Here is a 20,771-nt window from a genome sequence, read left to right as displayed (position 1 = left end):
ATATAATTGAAATCCACTCATTATTTTCTTGGAGTCCCGGTAAAGAATATAATAATTAAAGAACGGCTTCTGGAAAACAGAAAAAAACTACAACAACAGATGGACTACAAAGTGTGGACCGCCCCTGAAGATTTTCATCTTACCCTTCGTTTCCTCGGAGAGGTGGAGGATATAGAACACTGGAAAGAGAAGGTGGCCGGAGCCTCTGACTTTCCACCATTTAATCTGAAAATCGGGGAAGTCGGCTTCTTCGGCAACCCGCAACATCCGAGAGTCGTTTTTCAGTCCGTCTCACACTCGGAGGAACTGCAGCGACTGTTCAATTATTTTCAGGAAGGGGAGGCGGTCCGTTTCCACCCGCATATCACCCTTGCAAAAAAATGGAGAAAAGGAAAGCTCCCTGAAATAGAAAGCGGCAGCTCCCTGTCCTGGGACGTGGACACGTGCACCTTATTCAAAGTTCATCCGGGCAGAACTCCGAAATACGAACCGGTGACATCAGTTACACTTAAGGGTCAGGTGAAGAGATGGCACAATTAATTAAGCTTCAGGATTACATTTCGCGCTATGAATCGAATATTTTCCACTATACCGGTGAATTCATCCAGATGAAAAAGAAAAACTGGGAAGGGCTTAATAAAGCCTGGAAAAGTGGCGGACTTTACGAAGAGCAGGAAGAATCTGTTTCGGAGGAAAGCGGCCTGTTGAAGCGGATTTGGAACAGAGTTCGAAACAGAGAAGAGGAAGTGTGGGAGGAGCAGGAGGCTCAGCCGGAAATACCTGCCGATGAAGAAGAATTGAAAATTCAATTTCTGAACCAGCTTCTTCATTTTCAATTAAAATGGGCATCCACTACGCTGCAGGAAAAGTCATTCGTAGACTGGGGCTATGAACGGGATGACCTGTTGAAATATTATCTGCAACGCTTTCCCGACACATTTTTACTGATGTATGAACCGCTGGTGGAGATGAAACGGGCGGTTCTTGAACTGGACCAGATACTGATCGGCCCGGACCGGATCGATATTATCGTCCACCTTGATGTTGAGGAGGGGACGATTATCCATCCGGAGGAGGGGAGGAGCTGGATTCTGGAAGAAAGCGGAGTAAGAAGAAAGATTCCTAACCCCATCCTGCGGCTGCGCAGGTCGGAAACATACGTACGCAGTGTTCTGCAGACGTATGATCATACATTTCCGTACCGCAAAATAGTTCTTGCACCCGGTGCCATCTTTCAGGAGACCGTGCCCCCATATTCGACGGAATATATAGGGAAAGCGGAACATGATGACTGGATGAATAAAAAGCGTATGCTTAAGATGCCTTTGAAACACTCCCAGCTGAAGGCTGCTCAGCTGCTCATGAAGCATGCGAGGGTCACTTCTGTAAAAGCACCGGAGTGGGAGGAATCGGAATAACTTGAAAGAAATGGTCCTTTTACGTTAATCTTATTAAGTTAAATAAGAAGCGGGACCAAGAATACTCAACAGGAATTGAGGAATTGAAGGTGAACTGGTTGGAACAAATATTAGGGGACGAATGGTCGATCACTCCGGCCGGAGGATCGACAGGTGAAGCTTATTATGCAAAGAAAAAGGAAGGGAAGCGCTTATTTTTAAAGCGGAATTCTTCCCCTTTTCTTGCTGTGCTCTCGGCGGAGGGGATTGTACCGAAGCTTGTCTGGACGAAACGTCTGGAAAGTGGAGACGTTATTACAGCCCAGGACTGGATGGAGGGGCGTGAACTGGAGCCCGAGGAGATGTCTCATCCCCGGGTTGCAGAACTGCTCAGCAAAATCCACTACTCCAAAGAATTACTCGATATGCTCATGCGCCTGGGGAAAGCGCCGTTATCCCCTGCAGATATTTTGACGGATATAATAAATGACCTGACTCTGACTCCCAGATTGCGGAACCAGGCTGGAGTCCAGAAGGCGATAGCTTACTTACAGGAAAACTGTTTTTCGATAGATGATGCGGACTGTGTCGTCTGTCACTGTGATACGAACCATAACAACTGGCTCCTGTCGGAGGATGAGTATTTGTATCTCATAGACTGGGATAATGCTATGGTCGCCGATCCCGCTCTCGACCTTGGTATGCTCCTTTATTTTTATGTACCGGAGGAGCATTGGGCCGAGTGGCTGACTTATTACGGAATAAAAGCTACCGATGAGTTGTACGGGAAAATGAAATGGTATGCTATTTCTCAGTTACTGGCTTTCATACAGTGGCATGATATGCGTGAAGAGGAAGATGAAGTGGCGCATCGGCTTTATCTGCTTGAGAAAGTAATATAAAAACCCCTGGTTATCCGGCAAAAACCGGTAACGCAGGGGTTTTTTTACATTTTAATTGAAAGTGCACGAAGTATTACAGTTCCGGTGCGTACTTAAGTTCGTTCTCGCGGGCCTTCGAACTGGTTTTTTCGTTCAGGACTTCCACCGGGTAAACGAACAGGCTGTAACCTACAAACAATACTCCGACAGCCGCTACAACTGCAAGATCGATAACACTACGTAGTAAATTCATTTTTTCAACTCCATTTTAAATTTATAATATGATTTCTTTTGCACATATATAATCATAGATCAGGAAGCGCTTACAACCCAACAACGAAAGTAGTCCATATATCACCTTTCATAAGCTCAAGCCGAAGTAACGGCTGTCAGGTATGCTTATGCGATTATATTAACGCATATACTCATTCATACGCTGTTATAGTCCAAAATTGATAATTAATTTTTTCCCGGAAGGAAACGTGGTACGATAATGAAAGAATAAAGGAGGAATATATGTGAGAAATCGTAATAAACCATGGGCGGATGATTTTTTAAAGGAGAACAACCACATTCTTGCCGAGGAGCCGTTTTCCAATAAGGGAAATTGGCAGCAGTCTTTTTCGAAAAATCAGCCGCTCCATCTGGAAATAGGCGCGGGGAAAGGACAGTTCATAGCAGGAATGGCAGAAAAGTTCCCCGAAGTTAATTTTCTGGGGATCGAACGGGTCAAAACGGTCATGGTCGGAGCTGTCAAAAAAGTGAAGACGGCAGAAGTGGAAAATGCCGTTTTGATTAATGAAGATGCCAAAGATCTGCGGGATATGTTCGGGACAGATGAGATCGACCATATCTACCTGAATTTTTCCGATCCGTGGCCTAAGAAAAAACATCATAAAAGAAGACTGACCCATGAAACATTTCTGGAACAGTACCGGGATGTATTGAAATCGGACGGGAGAATCACATTAAAAACGGATAACCGCAGTCTGTTCGAATATTCGCTATCGAGTTTTTCGAAATTCGGGATGACTCTGGAAGATGTGACACTTGATTTACATGAACTCGAGGACGGAAGTAACGTCATGACCGAGTACGAACAGAAATTCTCAGCCAAAGGTCAGCCGATCTACAGATGTGAGGTCATCAACAGAATCTGATAACGCTTACATGTCAGCGGGGATTATGCTACTATTGAAAGAAAGGGGGAATGATTATGGAAAAATTGACAATCGGCGATGCTTCTCTTACATGGCTTGCGGGCGGGAACAATCATCTCGACGGCGGTGCTATGTTCGGAGTTGTTCCGAAGCCGCTCTGGAGCCGTAAATACCCGGTAAATGACAAAAACCAGATTGAACTTCGTACGGACCCGATCCTTCTTCAGGTGGACGGAAAAAATCTTATCATCGATTCCGGCATGGGAAATGGCAAACTTACGGATAAGCAGATGAGGAACTTCGGAGTTACCGAAGAGAGCCGCATAGATGAATCTCTTCGGGAAGCAGGACTCACCCGTGACGATATCCACTTCGTTCTCATGACCCACCTTCACTTCGACCACGCATGCGGACTTACGGAGAAAAAGGGTGAAGAGTATGTCTCCGTATTCCCGAAAGCCACGATTATAACGAGTGAAACGGAATGGGAAGAAATGAGAAACCCGAATATGCGCTCGAAGAATACATACTGGAGGGAAAATTGGGAAGCAATCCAGAGCCAGGTGGAAACTTTCAGGAACGAAAGGGAAGTGCTCCCCGGTCTGAAAATGATGCATACGAGCGGTCACAGTAACGGTCATGCCGTTATCAGGTTCGAACGCGGGGAAGACATTTTCATTCATATGGCCGATCTTATGCCTACTCACGCCCATCAGAACAAATTGTGGGCGCTCGCTTTTGATGATTACCCGGTTACGAGCGTTCACGAGAAAGATAAATGGATGGATGAAGGGTATCGAAAGGGCGCCTGGTACACTTTCTACCATGATGCCTACTATCGTGCGCTTAAGTTCGACGAAGAAGGGGAAGTCGTAAAGGAAGTAAAAAGGGAACGGGACTGACCGTTTCCTGAACATCCGGCATTTCATATGTATATAAAAAAATCCGAACATTCCGGGACACTTTGAAGTCTCCTCCGGAACAGTTCGGATTTCTTATTATCTGGCTGTAACTGTTAAGACGCTTCTTCCGATACGTCAACTATTGTACCTGTAGCACTGTCGATGAAAAATTCGTACTGGGACGTTTCTCCGTCCTGATTACGGGAGATTCCACCGCGATATACGTTGTAGTTGATACCGTTCTTGTTCAACTGTTCAGGTTTCATGTAAATCCAGGAACCGCTGATAGGGCCCTGCTTTTTGAATGCTTCTTTAGCTATTTTCAAAGCTTTTTCCGGGTTTACCCCTTTTTTCGAAGAAATCTGTTCTTTTACTACGTAACCGGCAAGAATTCCGGCTCCGGTGGCAAGCGTTACTTTTTTCCAATCCATGATATTCACCTCTACTAATTATGATATCTTCCATTATACTAAAGTATCCGTTGAAAAGAAAATCTAAACTTTAAGATGTGAATTGTAGCAACCTGATAGATCTTTCGTTAAAATAGAAGGAAGAAATAAAAAAGGGGTTGTACATACATGAATCAGGAGACAAAGCAGCTGTTCCGCACGTTGACAGAACTACCGGGCGCTCCGGGCAACGAGCGGAACGTACGCACGTTCATGAAAGAGCAACTGGAAAAATATTCTGATGAAATTGTACAGGATAAACTGGGTGGTGTCTTCGGAAAGAAACACGGGGAAGGCCCACGGGTCATGGTCGCCGGTCATATGGATGAGGTCGGATTTATGGTTACGCAGATTACGGAGAATGGAATGCTCCGTTTTCAGCCGCTCGGGGGCTGGTGGAGCCAGGTACTGCTGGCACAGCGCGTTCAGATTATGACGGATAAAGGAAGCGTAACCGGAGTCATCGGATCCATCCCTCCGCACAATCTTACGGAAGAGCAGCGGAATAAACCGATGGAAATTAAAAATATGCTGATAGATATCGGGGCGGACGACAGAAAAGATGCAGAAAACATAGGTATCAGACCCGGTCAGCCGATTGTGCCCGTGTGTCCTTTTACTACAATGGCCAACGAGAAGAAGATCATGGCTAAAGCCTGGGATAACCGGTACGGATGCGGGCTTTCCGTGGAACTTCTGAAAGAACTCCAGGGTGAACAGCTGCCGAACGAACTGTACTCCGGTGCCACAGTTCAGGAGGAAGTCGGACTGCGCGGCTCGCAGGTTGCTGCCAACATGATTAAACCTGACATTTTCTACGCTCTGGATGCATCTCCTGCGAATGATATGTCCGGAGAGAGCAAAGAGTTCGGTCAGTTAGGTAAAGGAGCTCTTTTGCGCATTTTTGATAAAACGATGATTACACACCGGGGCATGAGAGAATTCATTCTTGATACAGCCGAGTCGAACGATATCCCTTACCAGTATTTCGTATCTCAGGGAGGTACCGATGCCGGTCGTGTTCATATCGCCAATGAAGGCGTGCCTTCTTCGGTTATCGGAATATGTTCGAGATACATTCATACCTCTTCTTCGATCATTCACGTCGATGACTATGCCGCGGCAAAGGAACTGCTTAAAAAACTCGTAAGAACGACAGACGCCAACGCACTTGAACAGATCAGAAAGAACGTATAAAGGAGAATGTACAACGCTCAGCTGTATGTGGTTTAGGCTGGGCGTTTTTTTTGCTATAATGAGTAAATCATACTTTAAGAATAGTGCAGGTGGACGATATGAAAATTTATGTAGGTTCTTTGAATCCTTCCAAGTTGACTGCAGTAACTGATGTTTTTGAGAACGATACGGTAGTGGAAATGGACGTGGATTCAAAAGTTTCCTCGCAGCCCTTCTCGGATGAAGAAACGCTCGAAGGAGCTATTCATCGGGCCCGTGAATGCGCAATGACCGCTAAAGCGGATCTCGGTATAGGTCTTGAGGGCGGCGTGATGGAGATTGGAGACGATCTTTATCTGTGCAACTGGGGGGCTCTTGTTGATCAACAGGAGAACATTTATACGGCGGCAGGAGCCCGGATTCCCCTCCCTGATGAAATTCATGAGCAGATGAGTAAGGGACTGGAACTGGGGGAAGCTATGGAGAAGTATGCCCAGAAGAGTGACGTAAGTAAAAAAGAAGGGGCAGTCGGCATTTTTACGAATGGACAAATGAATCGTGATAAAATGTTCCGGCATATCGTGACGCTACTGAAAGGCCAGTGGGAATACGATAATCTGTAAGCCTCATTCATTCCGTGAAGTTTTGTTACGCACTTTTCATCAGGAATTTCTTCTTTCTGTGTTCAGTGCACTTTATAAACAGTTATTTCTAAAAAAGCAATCACGCCATTCATGCGTGATTGCTTTTACTCATTCGTATACGTAATTCAATACTTCAATCGCCTGATCGATATTCTCTACCGTTACAGTAGCCTGATTTGAAAGTTCTTTTAACGGATGAATCAGACTTTCATCGCGAATAAGAATCGTCGGCTTACCGGCCTGAATGGCAATACCGGCATCCATAGCGGTATTCCACTGTTTATAGTTCTCACCGAAATAGGCTATGACGGCATCAGATCTTTCCATAAGCAGCTTGGTGCGGAAATTGTTGATGGCTGAAGCTTTGTCATCCTTGGTTTCTTTATTCGGCTGCTCCCCGAGGATATCTTCTCCGACGTTGTCGGAACGACTGTGATTCTCCTGAGGGTGGACGAATTTCACTTTAAGATCCTTTTTCTCGGCTTTCTGTTTCAGTTCATCTCTCCATGCATCATGTATCTGGCCTGCCAGATATACACGTAGTTCCATGCAATCCCTCCTGAATTAATAGTTCAGAATCAAGTATACCCTCAGAAACAGGAAGTTAATCCTGCACAATAACGTTTACATGTGTATATACATTAACGTATGCTGATAGAAGTGGGAAGGAGGGTAAGAAATGAGAGCTTATTTAGAAAAAAAAGGGATTTCCCTTTCACCGAAAATTTATTTCATCGACTCATTGAGTTATATGGCCCTCGGCTTATTTTCATCTCTTATTATCGGACTTATTATCCAGACTGTCGGCGAACGGCTGCCGCTCGCCTTTCTCTCCACCCATTTAATAGAAATGGGAGATCTGCTTATGAATGTCCTCATATGGGGAGGGGCGATCGGAGTAGCGGTAGCGTACGGTCTGAATGCTCCGCCGCTCGTAATGTTTGCTGCCCTTTTCAGCGGTGCGCTCGGTGCGGAGGCCGGAGGACCTGCAGCCTCTTTCATTGCAGCCCTGATCAGTACTGAACTTGGAAAGCTGATCAGTAAAGAGACGAGTCTCGATATCATACTGACGCCGTTAGTAACGATAGTGACAGGATATACGGCCGGTTCTCTTATCGGGATCCCGATAAGTGCTTTTCTTGAGGGTTTCGGTAATATCATCAATTGGGCAACAGTCCAGGAACCTCTCCTGATGGGGATACTGGTAAGCGTTCTGATGGGTATCGCACTGACTGCGCCGATTTCAAGCCTCGCTATATCCTTAATGCTTTCTCTTGAGGGAATAGCGGCGGGGGCAGCAGCAGCCGGCTGTGCAGCGCAGATGATCTCCTTTGCCGTACTCAGCTATAAAGATAATACGCCGGGTGGGATAATCGCTCAGGCGATCGGAACCTCCATGCTTCAAATCGGTAATGTGATTAAGAAACCGGTGACTATGATTCCTCCCGTTATAGCAGGAGCAGCAGCCGGGCCGATGGCCACTGTAGTATTTACTCTCGAAAATAATGCTGCCGGTGCGGGTATGGGCACCAGCGGATTCGTCGGACAGATTATGACGGTGGAAACGATGGGCTGGAGCAGGGAAGTCGGTATTGCAATTCTCGTAACTCATTTGTCAGTTCCCATAATCGTCACTATCATTCTCGGTATATGGTTCAGAAAAAAAGGATGGATTAAACCGGGAGACCTGGCGATTGAAACCAGCTAGTGGTATGCTACAATGACTCATGGAGGGATACGTATGGAACGTTTGCAATCAGTGGAAGAATTTGAACAGTTAGCAGAAAACGAGCAGACTATTTTTATGTTTTCGGCAGCCTGGTGCCCGGACTGCAGGGTTATTGAACCCGAGTTACCGGAGCTGGAACGTGAAAATCCGGAATGGATGTTTGTGTACGTCGATCGCGATGATTTCATTGACTTGTGCGCGGATTATTCCATTTTCGGCATCCCGAGTTTCCTTGCTTTTAAAGGCGGAGAAGAAAAAGCCAGGTTTGTCAGTAAAGATCGCAAGACCCTGGAGGAAATACAGAGTTTCATCGACGAAGCGAAATGATTAAAGAGGAGTTTTACCGATGAAAATGACGAGCATACAAATGAAGAAAAAACTGGAAGAGCGCCTTGATGAGAACGGCTGGCGAACTTCTTTCAACAGGGATAAAGATACTTTTCGCGTGGAGTGGGAACACTCCGGAGAAGGCATTACAGTAACAGTGCCGAATGTCATCTCCAAATGGCAGGAAAAAGGAGAAAAATCCCTGGATGAACTCGAAGAACATATTCGCGAAGCGCTTAGGGTCATGAATGAGAATACGGAACTTTCCGGCCAGGAAAAGAACGTATATCCCGTGATCCGGGCCGCTTCTTTTCCAACAGAAACTGAAAACGGAAAGAAACTGATTTACACCGACCACACGGCCGAAACAAGAATTTATTACGCTCTTGATCTTGGAAAATCGTATCAGCTCATCGACTACCATAAACTGGAAGAGGAGGGCTGGAGTATCGATCGAATGAAAGAAGTCGCCTCTTTCAACGCCCGGTCCCTCGAAGTGAGTCTGCGAAAAGACACCGTATACGGAAACGACTTCTATTTTCAGTCATTGAATGATGGTTACGACGCCAGCAGAATATTGAATGAGTCCTTACTTGAAGAGATGAAAGCAGAATGCAAAGGGGAACTGGCTATAAGTATTCCCCATCAGGACGTAATCATCTTTGCCGACATACAGAATGAAGGCGGATACGATATACTGGCCCAGATGGCGATGAAGTTTTTTGCGGAAGGTCTTGTACCGGTAACTTCCCTTTCTTTCCTATACGAAAATGGGAAGCTGGAACCTATATTCATACTTGCACAGAAAAAACCGAAGGAAAAAAAAGGGGACGATGAAACGTGATGATTTATTATAACGAGAAGGGCGTCGGTGACGTACTGCTCATTCCGTTTAATGAAACTGATAGAGATAACAGAACACATGAAGCATTCGGAGATATAGTGAAGATTACGGATAAAACGGACGGTTCTGTCCTCGGTTACAATATTTTCAATGCTTCCCGTCACTTCAGCGATCTGGGCAATGGGCAGATGCGGATGGACGAAGAGAAACTCGAAGAACTTAAAAAGTTATTTTCCGACCAGAATCTTAATGATAACCTCGATCTGGACCTGGAAGAGAAATTCGTCGTCGGTTATGTGGCGGAGATTCAACCGCATGAAAATGCCGATAAACTGAGCGTCTGTCAGGTTGATCTTGGAGATCAGCAGGTGCAGATCGTCTGTGGAGCTCCTAATGTGGACGCCGGACAGAAAGTGGTAGTTGCTAAAGTCGGTGCCGTCATGCCCGGGGGTATGAAAATCAAGGATGCTAAGTTGAGAGGCACAGCTTCAAGCGGAATGATTTGCTCCAGTAAAGAGCTTCACCTCTCGGACGGTTCGGAAGGAAAAGGTATTCTTGTGCTGGATGACTCTTATGAAGTCGGAGCCCCTTTTCCTGTATAAAGTTGAATAAAAGATACCGGGATACAATAAATCAAAAATGCAAAGAGGTGCGGGCCTCTTTGCATTTTTAACTTTTTTGAAAAACACAACGGAGGAAAAAGCTGATACAATAGAAAGAAAAGTATGCAAAGAAAGAGTGAATAAATATGTGGAAACAATTCATCGATAAATGTAAACAGCTTTTTGAACCGGAAGAAGAATTACCTGAAGAAGACAGAACGGCTCCTACATATCGAAGTTCGGAAGCAAAATCAAAAATGACGTACCATTACCCGAAAACCGGCTCGTTCCGCTTTCCGATGATTCCGGATAACTCTGCTGACAACTCCCGCGTGAAGAAGGAAACAAAAGAAGCGGAAGCAGACAAAAGCCTGCAGCGAACAAGACAGCGTACCAGAAGGACGCAGTCGGAGGAAAGTACGGATAACAAAGGTTTTGAGCAGTTCAACTACCGAAGAAAGAAGGAAAATGCCGAAGAAAAAGAAAAGAGACCTTCTCCTTCTGCCAAACCCTTCACCCCTACGGCGGTTCCGTCCCCGGTCCATGGGTTTCAACGGCAAAGAAATTATGGAAAAGATGAAGAAATCACAGAAGAAAACGAGTTGATTCCCTCTGAGGAAGAGGGTATCCCGGATTATGAAACAGAGGAGGCGCCGGAGACGGTTGCGGAATCTGAATTTTTGGATATGGAAGACGAAGTGGAAGAAGAATCTGACGTTTCCGGAGATGCGGGCACGGAAGTCTTCCTTTCTATAGAAGAGGATACCGGGTCTACCGAAGAAGAGCTGCCGGTACAGGAAGAAGACGAAGTAAGAAACGGGGAGCCGGAGACTGCTGTTCCGGAAGAAGAAAAGCCTGTAGAAGAAACAGGGCAGGAGACGTTCAGGGTAGCAGAGAGTGCAGCTGAGGAGAAGGAAAACGCAGCGGAAGAAGAGACTTCGGAACCTGCGACGATCATTACCAGAGAAAAGCCTGGGAACAAAGAAACGAAGAGCAGCCGATCTTCCGTCCCCTTCAATGTAATTATGACTCCGAAGGACAAAAGATCGAGAGACAAGAAACCAGAGGAACAGAATACGTCTCCGAAGACTGCAGAACCTGAGAAGACTGCAGAACTGCCGGAACAGAACGATCTGACCGGAGAAGCTAAGAGAGAGACAGACAATAGAAGAGAATACGAGTTACCTCTCTATTTATTCAACGATAAAGTCGTCAGGGAAGAGAATGAAGATACGATTATCATCGAACAGATGGAACAGCTTGAAAACACCCTTCAGCAGTTCCAGGTAAAAGCCAAAGTTACAGATGCGATGAAGGGACCTACGGTAACCAGGTTTGAAGTGCAACCCGAGCCGGGAGTGAAAGTTAGTAAAATCACCAATCTCTCCGACGATATTAAATTGAAGATGGCTGCCAGAGACATCAGAATGGAAGCACCGATACCGGGGAAACAGGCCGTTGGCATTGAAGTGCCGAACCATAAATCACAGATGGTGGGTCTTCAGGAAATTTTTGAAACGGAAGAATTCACGAACTCCGATTCTCCTCTTACGGTCGGGCTCGGCCTCGATATCGCAGGCATCCCTTCCGTAACGGACCTGAAAGATATGCCGCACGGGCTGATAGCCGGAGCTACCGGTTCCGGTAAGAGTGTATGCATTAATACAATCCTGCTCAGCCTGCTCTATAAATCGCACTATGAAGACGTCAAATTCATGCTCATCGATCCGAAAATGGTGGAACTTGCTCCGTACAACGGTCTACCTCAGCTCGTCTCCCCGGTCATTACGGATGTGAAAGCAGCAACTTCTGCCCTGAAGTGGGCAGTGAAAGAGATGGAGGAACGCTACGAGAAATTTGTGGAATATGGCGTACGTGATGTTGAGAAGTACAACGACAAAGTGATCCGGGAAGGGAAAAGCGAGAAAAAGCTCCCGTATCTCGTAATCGTAATCGATGAACTTGCTGACTTGATGATGACTTCTCCGCAGGAAGTGGAGGATGCCATCTGTAAAATAGCACAGAAAGCAAGAGCTTGTGGTATTCACCTGCTTGTAGCTACTCAGAGACCCTCCGTGGACGTCATTACGGGGCTCATTAAAGCGAATATCCCGACGAGGATAGCTTTCAGTGTTTCCTCCCAGGCTGATTCCAGAACCGTGCTGGATGCCGGCGGCGCCGAGAAACTTCTCGGTAAAGGGGATATGCTGTTTATGGGGAACGGGGACCGGACTCCGCAAAGAGTTCAGGGAGCTTTCGTTTCTGATGAGGAGATAACGAGAGTCACCGGATTTATGAAAAATATCGCACCTGCCAATTATTTGTTTGAACAGGAAGAATTACTGAATCATATAAATAATGAAGAAGAGACGGACTCTCTGTTTGATGAGGCGGTCCGCTTCGTCCTATCTCAGAACGGGGCCAGTGCTTCTCTTATTCAGCGAAGGTTCCGGGTAGGATATAACCGTGCCGCCCGTCTGGTCGACCAGATGGAGGAGCACGGGATCATATCTTCACAGAAAGGCAGTAAGCCGAGAGATGTACTGCTTACCGAACAGCAGTCGGAAGAATGGAAGCAGGGGGAACTATCCTGAATCCCTTGTGAAAAGCTCGGCGTTTCATTATGATAGAAGTGAAGCAGTGACGATTTAAACGGATAAGGAGTAAAGCTATGAAGGAAATATTACAAAAACTGAATGGGGAAATATCCCGTTTGACGAACAAAACATTTAAATTCGATGAACGTATCGGTGAGGGATGGTTTTCAGCGGTTTATTTTCTTAAAACCAATGATATCGTAAAGAAACATGTAGCCGATAACACTGTAACCATGCAGTTTTTCCAAAAGAGTCATGCGGTTCTCTGCGGTACGGATGAAGCTATAGCTCTTATCCACACGTTTGCAGAAAATCCCGGATCCCTGGAGGTTTACTCACTTAAGGACGGGGATCGTGTCAGCCCTTTTGAACCTGTGTTGACAATCAGCGGTCCTTATCAGGAGTTCGGTTATCTCGAAGGAATTATCGACGGTATTCTCGCGAGAAGAACCTCGGTAGCTACTAATGTGTATAATGTAGTGAAAGCGGCGAGATCTTCCGGGAAACAAAAACCGATAATTTTTATGGGTGACCGGGATGATCATTATACACAACAGGCAGGAGACGGCTACTCGGCTTTCATAGGCGGCTCCACCGCCCAGGCCACCCACGCCATGAATGAGTGGTGGGGGAAAGCAGGTATGGGTACTATGCCCCACGCATTACTCCAGATGTTCAAAGGGGATGTAGTAGCCGCAACGAAAGCTTATCAGGAAGAGTTCCCCGAAGACGAATTGACGACCCTTGTAGATTACAACAACGACGTTATCGGGGACTCCCTGAAAGTCGCCCGGGAGTTCGGCGATGATCTGAAGGGTGTGCGTCTTGATACATCCCGAACCCTTGTCGATAAATATTTCCTGAGAAATGAGCATCTTATGGGTACTTTTGACCCGCGTGGAGTCAATCCCGAACTCGTATTTGCACTCAGGAAAGCCCTCAACAGGGAAGGGTACAATCACGTGAAAATAATAGTGAGCGGTGGATTCTCGGAAGATCGTATCCGTCATTTTGAAGAGAATAAAGTTCCGGTGGATATGTACGGAGTCGGCGGGAGTCTGCTGGATATCACTATCGGTTTTACCGGGGATAATGTTCTGTTGAACGGGGAACAGGAAGCGAAACAGGGTCGTAAGTATACCCCGAACCCGCGCCTGGAGAAAGTTGATTTTGTTCCCGGACATTAGTAGTGGATAAAAAGCACGAAGGAATTCGTGCTTTTTTCATTGTGACAGAAGGACATACTTCCTGCTTTTGATTACTAAAAGAACGTGATAAAATGATATAGCACTAAGCTGGGAAATTTACATTACTGAATAGTACATATAAGTTTACCTATATGGAATTTATTACGGAGGTTTTTTTATGACTACTTACCACTTTGTTGGTATTAAAGGTACGGGTATGAGTGCTCTGGCACAAATACTTCATGATTCGGGCGAAACGGTCCAGGGGTCGGATGTGGATAAATACTTTTTTACCCAGAAGGCTCTCGAAGAAAAGGGGATTAAAATACTGCCTTTTTCTGCTGATAATATTGAAGAAGAATATGTAGTAATAGCCGGCAACGCTTTCGGAGATGAGCACGAGGAAATAAAGCGGGCCAAAGAGCTTGGACTTACCTATTACCGCTACCACGACTTTTTGGGCGAGTGGCTTAAACGCTTTACGAGTATCGCCGTAACCGGGGCACATGGGAAAACTTCCACAACCGGCCTTCTTTCCCACGTACTCGATGAGAACTACCCGACCTCATTCCTTATCGGGGATGGTACCGGAAAGGGAGGGGAGAACAGCGAATACTTTGTATTTGAATCCTGTGAATACAGGCGCCATTTCCTTTCTTATTATCCGGATTATGCCATCATGACAAACGTCGATTTCGATCACCCCGATTACTTCACAAGTATCGATGACGTATATGACGCGTTTCAGCAGATGGCGATGCAGGTAAGGAAAGGGATAATTGCGTGCGGGGATGATGAACATCTGCAGCATATCAAAGCCAATGTCCCTATCGTTTATTACGGTTTTCAGGAGTCGAATGATTTCCAGGCTAAAAATGTGTACGAAACAGAAGAAGGCACTACCTTTGATGTCTTTGTAAGAGGTACCTATTACGCCACCTTTACGATTCCGCAGTTTGGATCGCATACTGTATTGAATGCACTGAGCGTCATTGCTCTCTGCGACTATGACGGCATACCGGCCGAAGAGATCAATGCACTGAAAACATTCGCCGGAGTGAAGAGAAGATTCACGGAAAAAGAATGGGGCGGGCAGATTCTTGTAGATGATTACGCTCATCATCCGATAGAAATTGCCGCCACCATCGACTCTGCACGAAAAAAATATAAGGGTCGTCCGGCGGTAGCTATCTTTCAGCCCCACACTTTTTCAAGAACGAAAGCTTTTCTTAAAGAGTTTGCCGAAAGCCTGCAGGAAGCGGACTACGTTTATCTGTGTGACATTTTCGGTTCTGCACGGGAAAGCAAAGGCAACCTGACTATCAACGATCTCCAGGAACTCATTCCGGGTGCTGAAATACTTGCTATTGAAGACACAGAAAGATTGAAAGAGCACAAAAACGGTGTTCTTCTGTTCATGGGAGCGGGAGATATTCAGAAATTCCAAAAAGAATACGAAGCAAAAGTGAAAAGCGTAGCCGAGTAACAAAAGCACATAAATAAAGACTCCCGGGGGGATTTTTATAATCCCCTGATAATGTTATAGTTAGGGAGTGGCATCGGTTTAATTGCGCTTATGGAAGGGTAGTAGGTATAAGTACTATCTACATAAGAAAAGAGGGGTGGAAATTATGGATATTCTCACTTATGTTGCGATCGGAGTCGCAGTATTGGCTTTGATTGTACTCGCAGTTTACGCTGTGAAGACTATCTCCACCGTTAAGAAAACGATGAATCAGGCGAACGAGACGGTAGAAGGAGTTCAGGAACGTACGGAAGGAATCACTACCGGTGTCACTACTCTTCAGGAAAAAGGTGAATCCCTGACTGAGAAGCTGAACAACCATAAAGAACTTCTGGATGAAACGATAGCGCAGATCAAGACTCCTGCCAGTAAAAAGGACGATCTCGACAAAGCGCTCAGTGACGTCCCGACGTCCAACGTCCGTGCAGACTCACAGGAAGTCAATGAAGTTTTTGGCTGGGTTCATGCAGTGCTTGACGTATGGGGAATTACGAAGAAGTATAATATTTAAAGGAGGATGTTGACAAATGGCAAAAGAGAAACAGAACCAGAACCAGGGGAACAGCAAAGATTTTATACTGGGAACGATTATAGGAGTGCTTATAGGTGCAGCTACTGCATTGTTCGTAGCTCCTAAATCAGGTAAGGAACTTCGTGAAGATCTTAATGAAAATTCAGGAGTATGGAAAGAAAAAGCAGCTTCGACTACTCAGGATCTCAGTTCTAAAGTTAAAGAGAAAGTACAGGGGAACTCCGACGAAAAAGAAGCTGAACAGGCTGCCCAGGAGGTTGCGGAAGCAATTGAAGAAGCAGCACGCGAACTTGAGCAGGAACAGGAAAAAGGACAATCCAATTAATTTCAGGAAGGCGTGGGCTTGCTCCCTCGCCTTTTTTTCTTCTATGATAAGGGTAAAGAGAAAATTATGAATGAAAAAATGGGAGGAGATTACAGATGGAAACAGTAACATCTATTCAGAAACTAAAAGAATTATTGAAGAACGAAGAAGAATTTATACTGCTGAAACATAGTCTTACATGTCCTATCAGCGCATCTGCAAAAGGGGAGGCAGAGAACTTTGAACGTTCTTCCGATACTTCGGTGTACTTCATCCCTATTCAGGAAGCAAGGGATGTATCCCAGTTTGCAGCTGAAGAGTTGAAAATCTCCCATGAATCCCCCCAGGCTTTTTATATAAAGAAAGGATCGGTAGAATGGAACGCGACACACTTTGATATTACGAAGACGAACCTGGATAAGGCGGTCATTTCCTGAACTTAGATCTGTTAACTATGATGAATTTCTTTAATAAGGGTGACAATTCAAAATAATTCAGCTATAATTGCCCTAATTATCAATAAGAGGTAATTTTTTATGAAGGAATAAGGGGGACTAACGATGAGTAACCAACAACTCGATCAATTACGTAACGAACTGGACGATGTAAACGTAGAGCTATTGAATTTAATAAGTAAACGCGGTGATCTGGTAAAGAGTATAGGAGAAGTGAAAGAGCAGCAGGGCATGAATCGTTTTGACCCCGTGCGTGAGAGAGCAATGCTTGACAAGATAGTGGAGAACAACGAAGGTCCTTTCGAGAACTCTACCGTAACGCAGCTTTTCAAAGAGATTTTCAAAGCGAGCCTTGAGCTTCAGGAAGACGATCACCGGAAGGCTCTGCTAGTGTCGCGTAAGAACAAAGCCGAGGACACTGTTGTGAATATCAAAGGGGAAAAAGTCGGAGCCGGAGAGCTGACCCACGTATTCGGCCCGTGCTCGGTGGAGAGTTACGAACAGGTTAAGGAAGTAGCACAGGCCGTGAAGAAACAGGGCGGTAAGCTGCTCAGGGGCGGTGCATACAAACCGCGTACTTCTCCTTACGATTTCCAGGGCCTCGGTGAAGAAGGACTGCAAATTCTTAAACGTGTGGCAGATGAAGAAGGACTCGCCGTAATTTCGGAAATAGTCAATCCCGCCGATATAGAGAAAGCCGTAGACTACATTGATGTCATTCAAATCGGTGCCCGCAATATGCAGAACTTCGAACTTCTGAAAGCGGCAGGTGCCGTTAAGAAGCCGGTTCTTCTGAAGCGCGGTATGTCAGCTACTATCTCTGAGTTCATCAATGCGGCTGAGTACATCATCTCCCGGGGTAATGACCAGATCATCCTGTGTGAACGCGGAATACGCACATACGAGAAAGCTACCCGTAATACGCTGGACATTTCAGCGGTTCCTATTTTGAAACAGGAGACTCACCTGCCTGTTCTTGTGGACGTAACGCACTCAACAGGCCGGAGAGATTTGTTGCTGCCGACTGCAAGAGCTGCAATCGCAATCGGAGCAGATGGTATAATGGCTGAAGTTCACCCTGACCCGGCAGTGGCGCTTTCAGATTCTGCCCAGCAGATGGATATCCCTACATTCGAATCTTTCATTAATGAAATAAATAAGCAGCAACCGGTGAAATCATAAATTTACAAAAAGTCAGGTTAACAGCCTGGCTTTTTAAATTGTACCGGTTTCGTTATAATGAATGGGAAGACATGAATTGCAGGTTTTTCTTAAATATCGTATGATTATTAAGATTAATTAATAGGGTATAGTAGTTTTAAAAGCAGTTTTAGAGGAGGAAATGAACATGAATGTAACAATATATGATGTGGCACGGGAAGCCAATGTATCCATGGCTACTGTGTCCAGGGTCGTAAATGGTAACCCTAACGTGAAACCGGCTACAAGAAAGAAGGTCCATGAAGCGATTGAACGTCTCGGTTATCGACCGAATGCCGTAGCCAGAGGGCTGGCCAGTAAGAAGACGACTACGGTAGGAGTGATCATACCGGATATTTCCAGCATCTTTTTCGCTGAACTGGCCAGAGGGATTGAAGATATTGCGACGATGTATAATTATAATATTATTTTGAGCAACTCCGACCAGAACAAAGATAAAGAACTTCATCTGATCAATACAATGCTCGGCAAGCAGGTGGATGGTCTCATCTTCATGGGAGGAGATATAACAGAGGAACATACAGAGGAGTTCCGGAGAGCTTCTGTACCGGTTACGCTGGCGGCGACGCTCGACGAAAGTGAAGAGACTCCTTCTGTAAACATCGACTACGGCGACGCAGCTTATGAAGCTACTGAACATCTGCTTTCCACCAGTAAAAGAGTAGCTTACGTTTCAGGACCGGATAATACGTCCATAAACACGAAAAAACTGGAAGGTTATAAACGCGCATTGAAAGATTATAACCAGGGCGTCGATGATGAACTCCTCGTACTGGGTGATTATTCGTATGATTCGGGTCTGGAAGCGGCTGAACAGATTATCGCTCTCGAAGAACGTCCAGGCGGAGTATTCGTAGCTTCCGATGAAATGGCTCTCGGTGTCATCCATGGTTTTCAGGACAAAGGTATCAGCGTACCGGAAGATATCGAAGTGATCGGCTTTGATAATACCAGACTTGCAACGATGATCCGTCCTACGTTATCTACTGTTGTACAGCCGATGTATGATATTGGAGCCGTGTCGATGAGGCTTCTGACTAAATTGATGAACAAAGAACAGGCGGAGGATACGAATGTGATCCTTCCTCACAGAATCATTGAAAGAAACTCAACGAATCAAAAAAAGTGACGATATATAAAGTATAAGTCACATCGTTCGTTGAGGAGAGAGCAGTATGAACAAAAAAGATATATTGACTCCGATAGGTATTACGTTAGGTTTCATTATGATTATGGTCGGAATCACGGTCAACGGCGGGATAGGAGGGCTGAAGTCGTTCATTCAGGCTACCTCTGTGTTTATTGTTCTTGGCGGAACCCTTGCCGCCCTGTTCGTGAACTTTAACCTGGGAGAAATGAAGCTGGCTTATAAAGCCATTCGCATGTCCTTCAACAAGGATTCCATGGATTTGCCCGAACTGATAAAGCTGTTTGTTAAATTATCCGACAGAGCTCGGCGCGAGGGACTTCTGGCTTTGGAAGCGGAAGCGGAGAACATCGAAGACCCTTTCATAAGAAAAGGAATATTGATGTCTGTGGACGGAATAGAACCTGAACTGGTCAACGAAATCATGAGTGCCGAAGTGAGTGCGGTCGAGGAACGTCACCAGAGAGGGCGTGCTATCGTGGAAAAAGCGGGAGAATACGCTCCTGCCTGGGGGATGATAGGTACGTTGATCGGCCTTATCCTCATGCTGGAGAGTTTAAATGATCCCGCTACGCTCGGCCCTCAAATGGCTGTCGCCCTTTTGACGACGCTGTACGGTACAGTTCTTGCAAACCTTGTTTTTTTACCTATGGCCGGGAAACTCGAAAACAAAACCGATCAGGAAATCTTCAAAAAGCAAATAATCACCGAAGGTATTATCGGTGTCCAGTCCGGTCAGAACCCGAAAATTCTGGAAGAAAAACTGAGTGCTTTTCTATCGGAGGAAGAAAAAGAAAAAATGGCTTCCAAAGAAGCGCAGGAGCAGGAAATGCCGAAGGATGCGGCCAATGAAGCATAGAAAACGAAAGGCCAAAGTGGAAAAAGGGGCACCAAAATGGATGACTACATACGCAGATATGATTACGCTTATCCTTGTATTCTTCGTATTATTGTTTTCCATGTCACAGATTAGTGAAGTGAAATTCGATTCCGTCGCAGAATCGTTCAAAAATCGTATGATATTCGACTTTATGCCTTCGCCGGTGGAAAGCAAAAACCCTACCGACCGCACCGAAGTCCGCGAAATTGGTGATGATCGCAGTGATTTCGATGAGCCGGTCGATGTGCCGGAGATAACATCGGAGCCTGACGAGGAAAAGGAAACGGAGACTGAAGAGGCACAGCAGCTGGATCAGCTTATGCAGGAAGTGGAAGAATTTCTCGAAAAAAACAAGCTTCAGGACATAATATCGGCAGAACGGTCAGAAAAAGGGGTGGTTCTTGTTCTGCAGGAACAAGTGCTGTTTGAAAGTGGGGAAGCTTCCATATTGGAGTCCGGCCGCCCCTTCCTCGGCAAGCTGCGGGACCTGTTAATACAGGTGCCTAACCATGTAAGAGTGGAAGGACACACGGATGACCGTCCGATCGCGACGGCGAAGTTCCCCTCGAATTGGGAGCTTTCCGGAGCGAGAGCCGGAAGTGTGATACGCTATTTGCAGAATAACGATCCGAGACTTGAATCCGGCCGGTTTACAGCGGTAGGGTACGGATCCACCCGTCCGGTCGTCGAGAACAATTCTAAAGAGAACTGGAGAAAGAACAGAAGAGTTGAAATCGTAATTCTGGAGTCCGAGTATGAAAACAATAAACAGGCATCCCCGTCCTCATCCTAGGAACGGAGATGCCTGTTTT

24 protein-coding genes are annotated in these 20,771 nt (G+C 45.7%); 21 read left to right on the top strand and 3 right to left on the bottom strand.

Annotated features, from left to right (window positions below; all coding sequences use genetic code 11):
• Positions 1–6: 6 nt before the first annotated feature.
• The 3 genes from thpR to BW931_RS12070 all read left to right on the top strand — a co-directional run bounded on the left by thpR (position 7) and on the right by BW931_RS12070 (position 2,299).
• The gene (thpR, locus tag BW931_RS12080) at positions 7–540 is read left to right on the top strand and encodes an RNA 2',3'-cyclic phosphodiesterase (protein ID WP_076572597.1); all 534 of its coding nucleotides are present in this window, start codon (positions 7–9) and stop codon (positions 538–540) included.
• On the top strand, positions 528–1,418 hold the full coding sequence (locus BW931_RS12075; protein ID WP_076572595.1) for an NERD domain-containing protein: 891 nt from the start codon (positions 528–530) through the stop codon (positions 1,416–1,418). Before thpR ends, BW931_RS12075 begins: the two co-directional genes overlap by 13 nt.
• Before the next feature lie 89 nt (positions 1,419–1,507).
• The gene (locus BW931_RS12070; RefSeq protein ID WP_234972635.1) at positions 1,508–2,299 is read left to right on the top strand and encodes a phosphotransferase family protein; all 792 of its coding nucleotides are present in this window, start codon (positions 1,508–1,510) and stop codon (positions 2,297–2,299) included.
• A gap of 73 nt (positions 2,300–2,372) precedes the next feature.
• Here BW931_RS12070 and BW931_RS13645 read toward each other — a convergent pair whose 3' ends face one another.
• Complete coding sequence (locus BW931_RS13645) at positions 2,373–2,531, bottom strand: hypothetical protein (protein ID WP_008590823.1); 159 nt, start codon at positions 2,529–2,531, stop codon at positions 2,373–2,375.
• Positions 2,532–2,796: 265 nt separating this feature from the next.
• Between BW931_RS13645 and trmB the strand changes: the two genes are divergently transcribed.
• Positions 2,797–3,438, top strand: a complete 642-nt coding sequence (gene trmB / locus BW931_RS12065; protein WP_076572593.1) for a tRNA (guanosine(46)-N7)-methyltransferase TrmB — start codon at positions 2,797–2,799, stop codon at positions 3,436–3,438.
• Positions 3,439–3,494: 56 nt separating this feature from the next.
• Complete coding sequence (locus tag BW931_RS12060; RefSeq protein ID WP_076572591.1) at positions 3,495–4,340, top strand: YtnP family quorum-quenching lactonase; 846 nt, start codon at positions 3,495–3,497, stop codon at positions 4,338–4,340.
• 113 nt (positions 4,341–4,453) lie between these two features.
• On the opposite strand, the gene BW931_RS12055 is transcribed toward BW931_RS12060, so the two are convergent.
• Positions 4,454–4,771, bottom strand: coding sequence for a PepSY domain-containing protein (locus BW931_RS12055; RefSeq protein WP_008590829.1), 318 nt, complete (start codon positions 4,769–4,771; stop codon positions 4,454–4,456).
• A 147-nt stretch (positions 4,772–4,918) separates the two neighbouring features.
• Between BW931_RS12055 and BW931_RS12050 the strand changes: the two genes are divergently transcribed.
• A complete protein-coding gene (locus BW931_RS12050) occupies positions 4,919–5,986 on the top strand; it encodes a M42 family metallopeptidase (RefSeq protein ID WP_076572590.1) in 1,068 nt (355 codons plus the stop codon).
• A 98-nt stretch (positions 5,987–6,084) separates the two neighbouring features.
• On the top strand, positions 6,085–6,588 hold the full coding sequence (locus tag BW931_RS12045; protein ID WP_076572588.1) for a DUF84 family protein: 504 nt from the start codon (positions 6,085–6,087) through the stop codon (positions 6,586–6,588).
• A gap of 129 nt (positions 6,589–6,717) precedes the next feature.
• Here BW931_RS12045 and BW931_RS12040 read toward each other — a convergent pair whose 3' ends face one another.
• Complete coding sequence (locus BW931_RS12040; RefSeq protein WP_076572586.1) at positions 6,718–7,158, bottom strand: YtoQ family protein; 441 nt, start codon at positions 7,156–7,158, stop codon at positions 6,718–6,720.
• A 130-nt stretch (positions 7,159–7,288) separates the two neighbouring features.
• Between BW931_RS12040 and BW931_RS12035 the strand changes: the two genes are divergently transcribed.
• The 14 genes from BW931_RS12035 to motS all read left to right on the top strand — a co-directional run bounded on the left by BW931_RS12035 (position 7,289) and on the right by motS (position 20,752).
• Positions 7,289–8,317 (top strand): PTS sugar transporter subunit IIC, encoded by a 1,029-nt coding sequence (locus tag BW931_RS12035; RefSeq protein ID WP_076572585.1) that lies wholly within the window; start codon positions 7,289–7,291, stop codon positions 8,315–8,317.
• A gap of 33 nt (positions 8,318–8,350) precedes the next feature.
• A complete protein-coding gene (locus BW931_RS12030; RefSeq protein ID WP_076572583.1) occupies positions 8,351–8,665 on the top strand; it encodes a thioredoxin family protein in 315 nt (104 codons plus the stop codon).
• Positions 8,666–8,684: 19 nt separating this feature from the next.
• Positions 8,685–9,509, top strand: a complete 825-nt coding sequence (locus tag BW931_RS12025; protein WP_076572582.1) for a DUF1444 domain-containing protein — start codon at positions 8,685–8,687, stop codon at positions 9,507–9,509.
• On the top strand, positions 9,506–10,111 hold the full coding sequence (gene ytpR, locus BW931_RS12020) for a YtpR family tRNA-binding protein (protein WP_040609524.1): 606 nt from the start codon (positions 9,506–9,508) through the stop codon (positions 10,109–10,111). Before BW931_RS12025 ends, ytpR begins: the two co-directional genes overlap by 4 nt.
• 146 nt (positions 10,112–10,257) lie before the next feature.
• Positions 10,258–12,705, top strand: coding sequence for a DNA translocase FtsK (locus tag BW931_RS12015; RefSeq protein ID WP_076572580.1), 2,448 nt, complete (start codon positions 10,258–10,260; stop codon positions 12,703–12,705).
• 77 nt (positions 12,706–12,782) lie between these two features.
• A complete protein-coding gene (locus tag BW931_RS12010; protein ID WP_008590845.1) occupies positions 12,783–13,895 on the top strand; it encodes a nicotinate phosphoribosyltransferase in 1,113 nt (370 codons plus the stop codon).
• Between the two features lie 178 nt (positions 13,896–14,073).
• Complete coding sequence (gene murC / locus BW931_RS12005; protein WP_076572579.1) at positions 14,074–15,381, top strand: UDP-N-acetylmuramate--L-alanine ligase; 1,308 nt, start codon at positions 14,074–14,076, stop codon at positions 15,379–15,381.
• Between the two features lie 145 nt (positions 15,382–15,526).
• Positions 15,527–15,931 (top strand): DUF948 domain-containing protein, encoded by a 405-nt coding sequence (locus tag BW931_RS12000; RefSeq protein WP_076572577.1) that lies wholly within the window; start codon positions 15,527–15,529, stop codon positions 15,929–15,931.
• A gap of 16 nt (positions 15,932–15,947) precedes the next feature.
• Positions 15,948–16,277: a YtxH domain-containing protein gene (locus tag BW931_RS11995; protein ID WP_008590851.1), complete on the top strand. Its 330-nt coding sequence runs from the start codon at positions 15,948–15,950 to the stop codon at positions 16,275–16,277.
• Positions 16,278–16,372: 95 nt separating this feature from the next.
• Positions 16,373–16,693 (top strand): bacillithiol system redox-active protein YtxJ, encoded by a 321-nt coding sequence (gene ytxJ / locus BW931_RS11990; RefSeq protein WP_076572575.1) that lies wholly within the window; start codon positions 16,373–16,375, stop codon positions 16,691–16,693.
• Between the two features lie 123 nt (positions 16,694–16,816).
• On the top strand, positions 16,817–17,893 hold the full coding sequence (locus BW931_RS11985; RefSeq protein ID WP_008590854.1) for a bifunctional 3-deoxy-7-phosphoheptulonate synthase/chorismate mutase: 1,077 nt from the start codon (positions 16,817–16,819) through the stop codon (positions 17,891–17,893).
• A 166-nt stretch (positions 17,894–18,059) separates the two neighbouring features.
• On the top strand, positions 18,060–19,061 hold the full coding sequence (ccpA, locus tag BW931_RS11980) for a catabolite control protein A (protein WP_076572574.1): 1,002 nt from the start codon (positions 18,060–18,062) through the stop codon (positions 19,059–19,061).
• Positions 19,062–19,107: 46 nt separating this feature from the next.
• A complete protein-coding gene (motP, locus tag BW931_RS11975) occupies positions 19,108–19,938 on the top strand; it encodes a flagellar motor protein MotP (protein ID WP_008590858.1) in 831 nt (276 codons plus the stop codon).
• Positions 19,928–20,752, top strand: a complete 825-nt coding sequence (gene motS, locus BW931_RS11970; protein WP_076572572.1) for a flagellar motor protein MotS — start codon at positions 19,928–19,930, stop codon at positions 20,750–20,752. The genes motP and motS overlap by 11 nt, the downstream gene beginning before the upstream one ends.
• Positions 20,753–20,771: the final 19 nt, after the last annotated feature.

Origin of the sequence: Salimicrobium salexigens (genome assembly GCF_900156705.1) — a bacterium.
GTDB lineage: Bacteria > Bacillota > Bacilli > Bacillales > Halobacillaceae > Salimicrobium > Salimicrobium album.
Note: the sequence above shows the minus strand (reverse complement) of the source record. Positions and strands in the feature narration are given on the sequence as shown.

Bases quoted from the DNA above. Each gene is read 5' to 3' on its own strand.
- BW931_RS12015 (WP_076572580.1), top strand. From the start codon at position 10,258: ATGTGGAAACAATTCATCGATAAATGTAAACAGCTTTTTGAACCGGAA.
- BW931_RS11985 (WP_008590854.1), top strand. From the start codon at position 16,817: ATGAGTAACCAACAACTCGATCAATTACGTAACGAACTGGACGATGTA.
- BW931_RS12000 (WP_076572577.1), top strand. From the start codon at position 15,527: ATGGATATTCTCACTTATGTTGCGATCGGAGTCGCAGTATTGGCTTTG.
- murC (WP_076572579.1), top strand. From the start codon at position 14,074: ATGACTACTTACCACTTTGTTGGTATTAAAGGTACGGGTATGAGTGCT.
- BW931_RS11995 (WP_008590851.1), top strand. From the start codon at position 15,948: ATGGCAAAAGAGAAACAGAACCAGAACCAGGGGAACAGCAAAGATTTT.
- ytxJ (WP_076572575.1), top strand. From the start codon at position 16,373: ATGGAAACAGTAACATCTATTCAGAAACTAAAAGAATTATTGAAGAAC.
- BW931_RS12010 (WP_008590845.1), top strand. From the start codon at position 12,783: ATGAAGGAAATATTACAAAAACTGAATGGGGAAATATCCCGTTTGACG.
- BW931_RS13645 (WP_008590823.1), bottom strand. From the start codon at position 2,531: ATGAATTTACTACGTAGTGTTATCGATCTTGCAGTTGTAGCGGCTGTC.
- BW931_RS12040 (WP_076572586.1), bottom strand. From the start codon at position 7,158: ATGGAACTACGTGTATATCTGGCAGGCCAGATACATGATGCATGGAGA.
- motP (WP_008590858.1), top strand. From the start codon at position 19,108: ATGAACAAAAAAGATATATTGACTCCGATAGGTATTACGTTAGGTTTC.
- BW931_RS12045 (WP_076572588.1), top strand. From the start codon at position 6,085: ATGAAAATTTATGTAGGTTCTTTGAATCCTTCCAAGTTGACTGCAGTA.
- motS (WP_076572572.1), top strand. From the start codon at position 19,928: ATGAAGCATAGAAAACGAAAGGCCAAAGTGGAAAAAGGGGCACCAAAA.
- BW931_RS12025 (WP_076572582.1), top strand. From the start codon at position 8,685: ATGAAAATGACGAGCATACAAATGAAGAAAAAACTGGAAGAGCGCCTT.
- ccpA (WP_076572574.1), top strand. From the start codon at position 18,060: ATGAATGTAACAATATATGATGTGGCACGGGAAGCCAATGTATCCATG.
- BW931_RS12050 (WP_076572590.1), top strand. From the start codon at position 4,919: ATGAATCAGGAGACAAAGCAGCTGTTCCGCACGTTGACAGAACTACCG.
- BW931_RS12035 (WP_076572585.1), top strand. From the start codon at position 7,289: ATGAGAGCTTATTTAGAAAAAAAAGGGATTTCCCTTTCACCGAAAATT.
- BW931_RS12075 (WP_076572595.1), top strand. From the start codon at position 528: ATGGCACAATTAATTAAGCTTCAGGATTACATTTCGCGCTATGAATCG.
- BW931_RS12060 (WP_076572591.1), top strand. From the start codon at position 3,495: ATGGAAAAATTGACAATCGGCGATGCTTCTCTTACATGGCTTGCGGGC.
- BW931_RS12030 (WP_076572583.1), top strand. From the start codon at position 8,351: ATGGAACGTTTGCAATCAGTGGAAGAATTTGAACAGTTAGCAGAAAAC.
- BW931_RS12055 (WP_008590829.1), bottom strand. From the start codon at position 4,771: ATGGATTGGAAAAAAGTAACGCTTGCCACCGGAGCCGGAATTCTTGCC.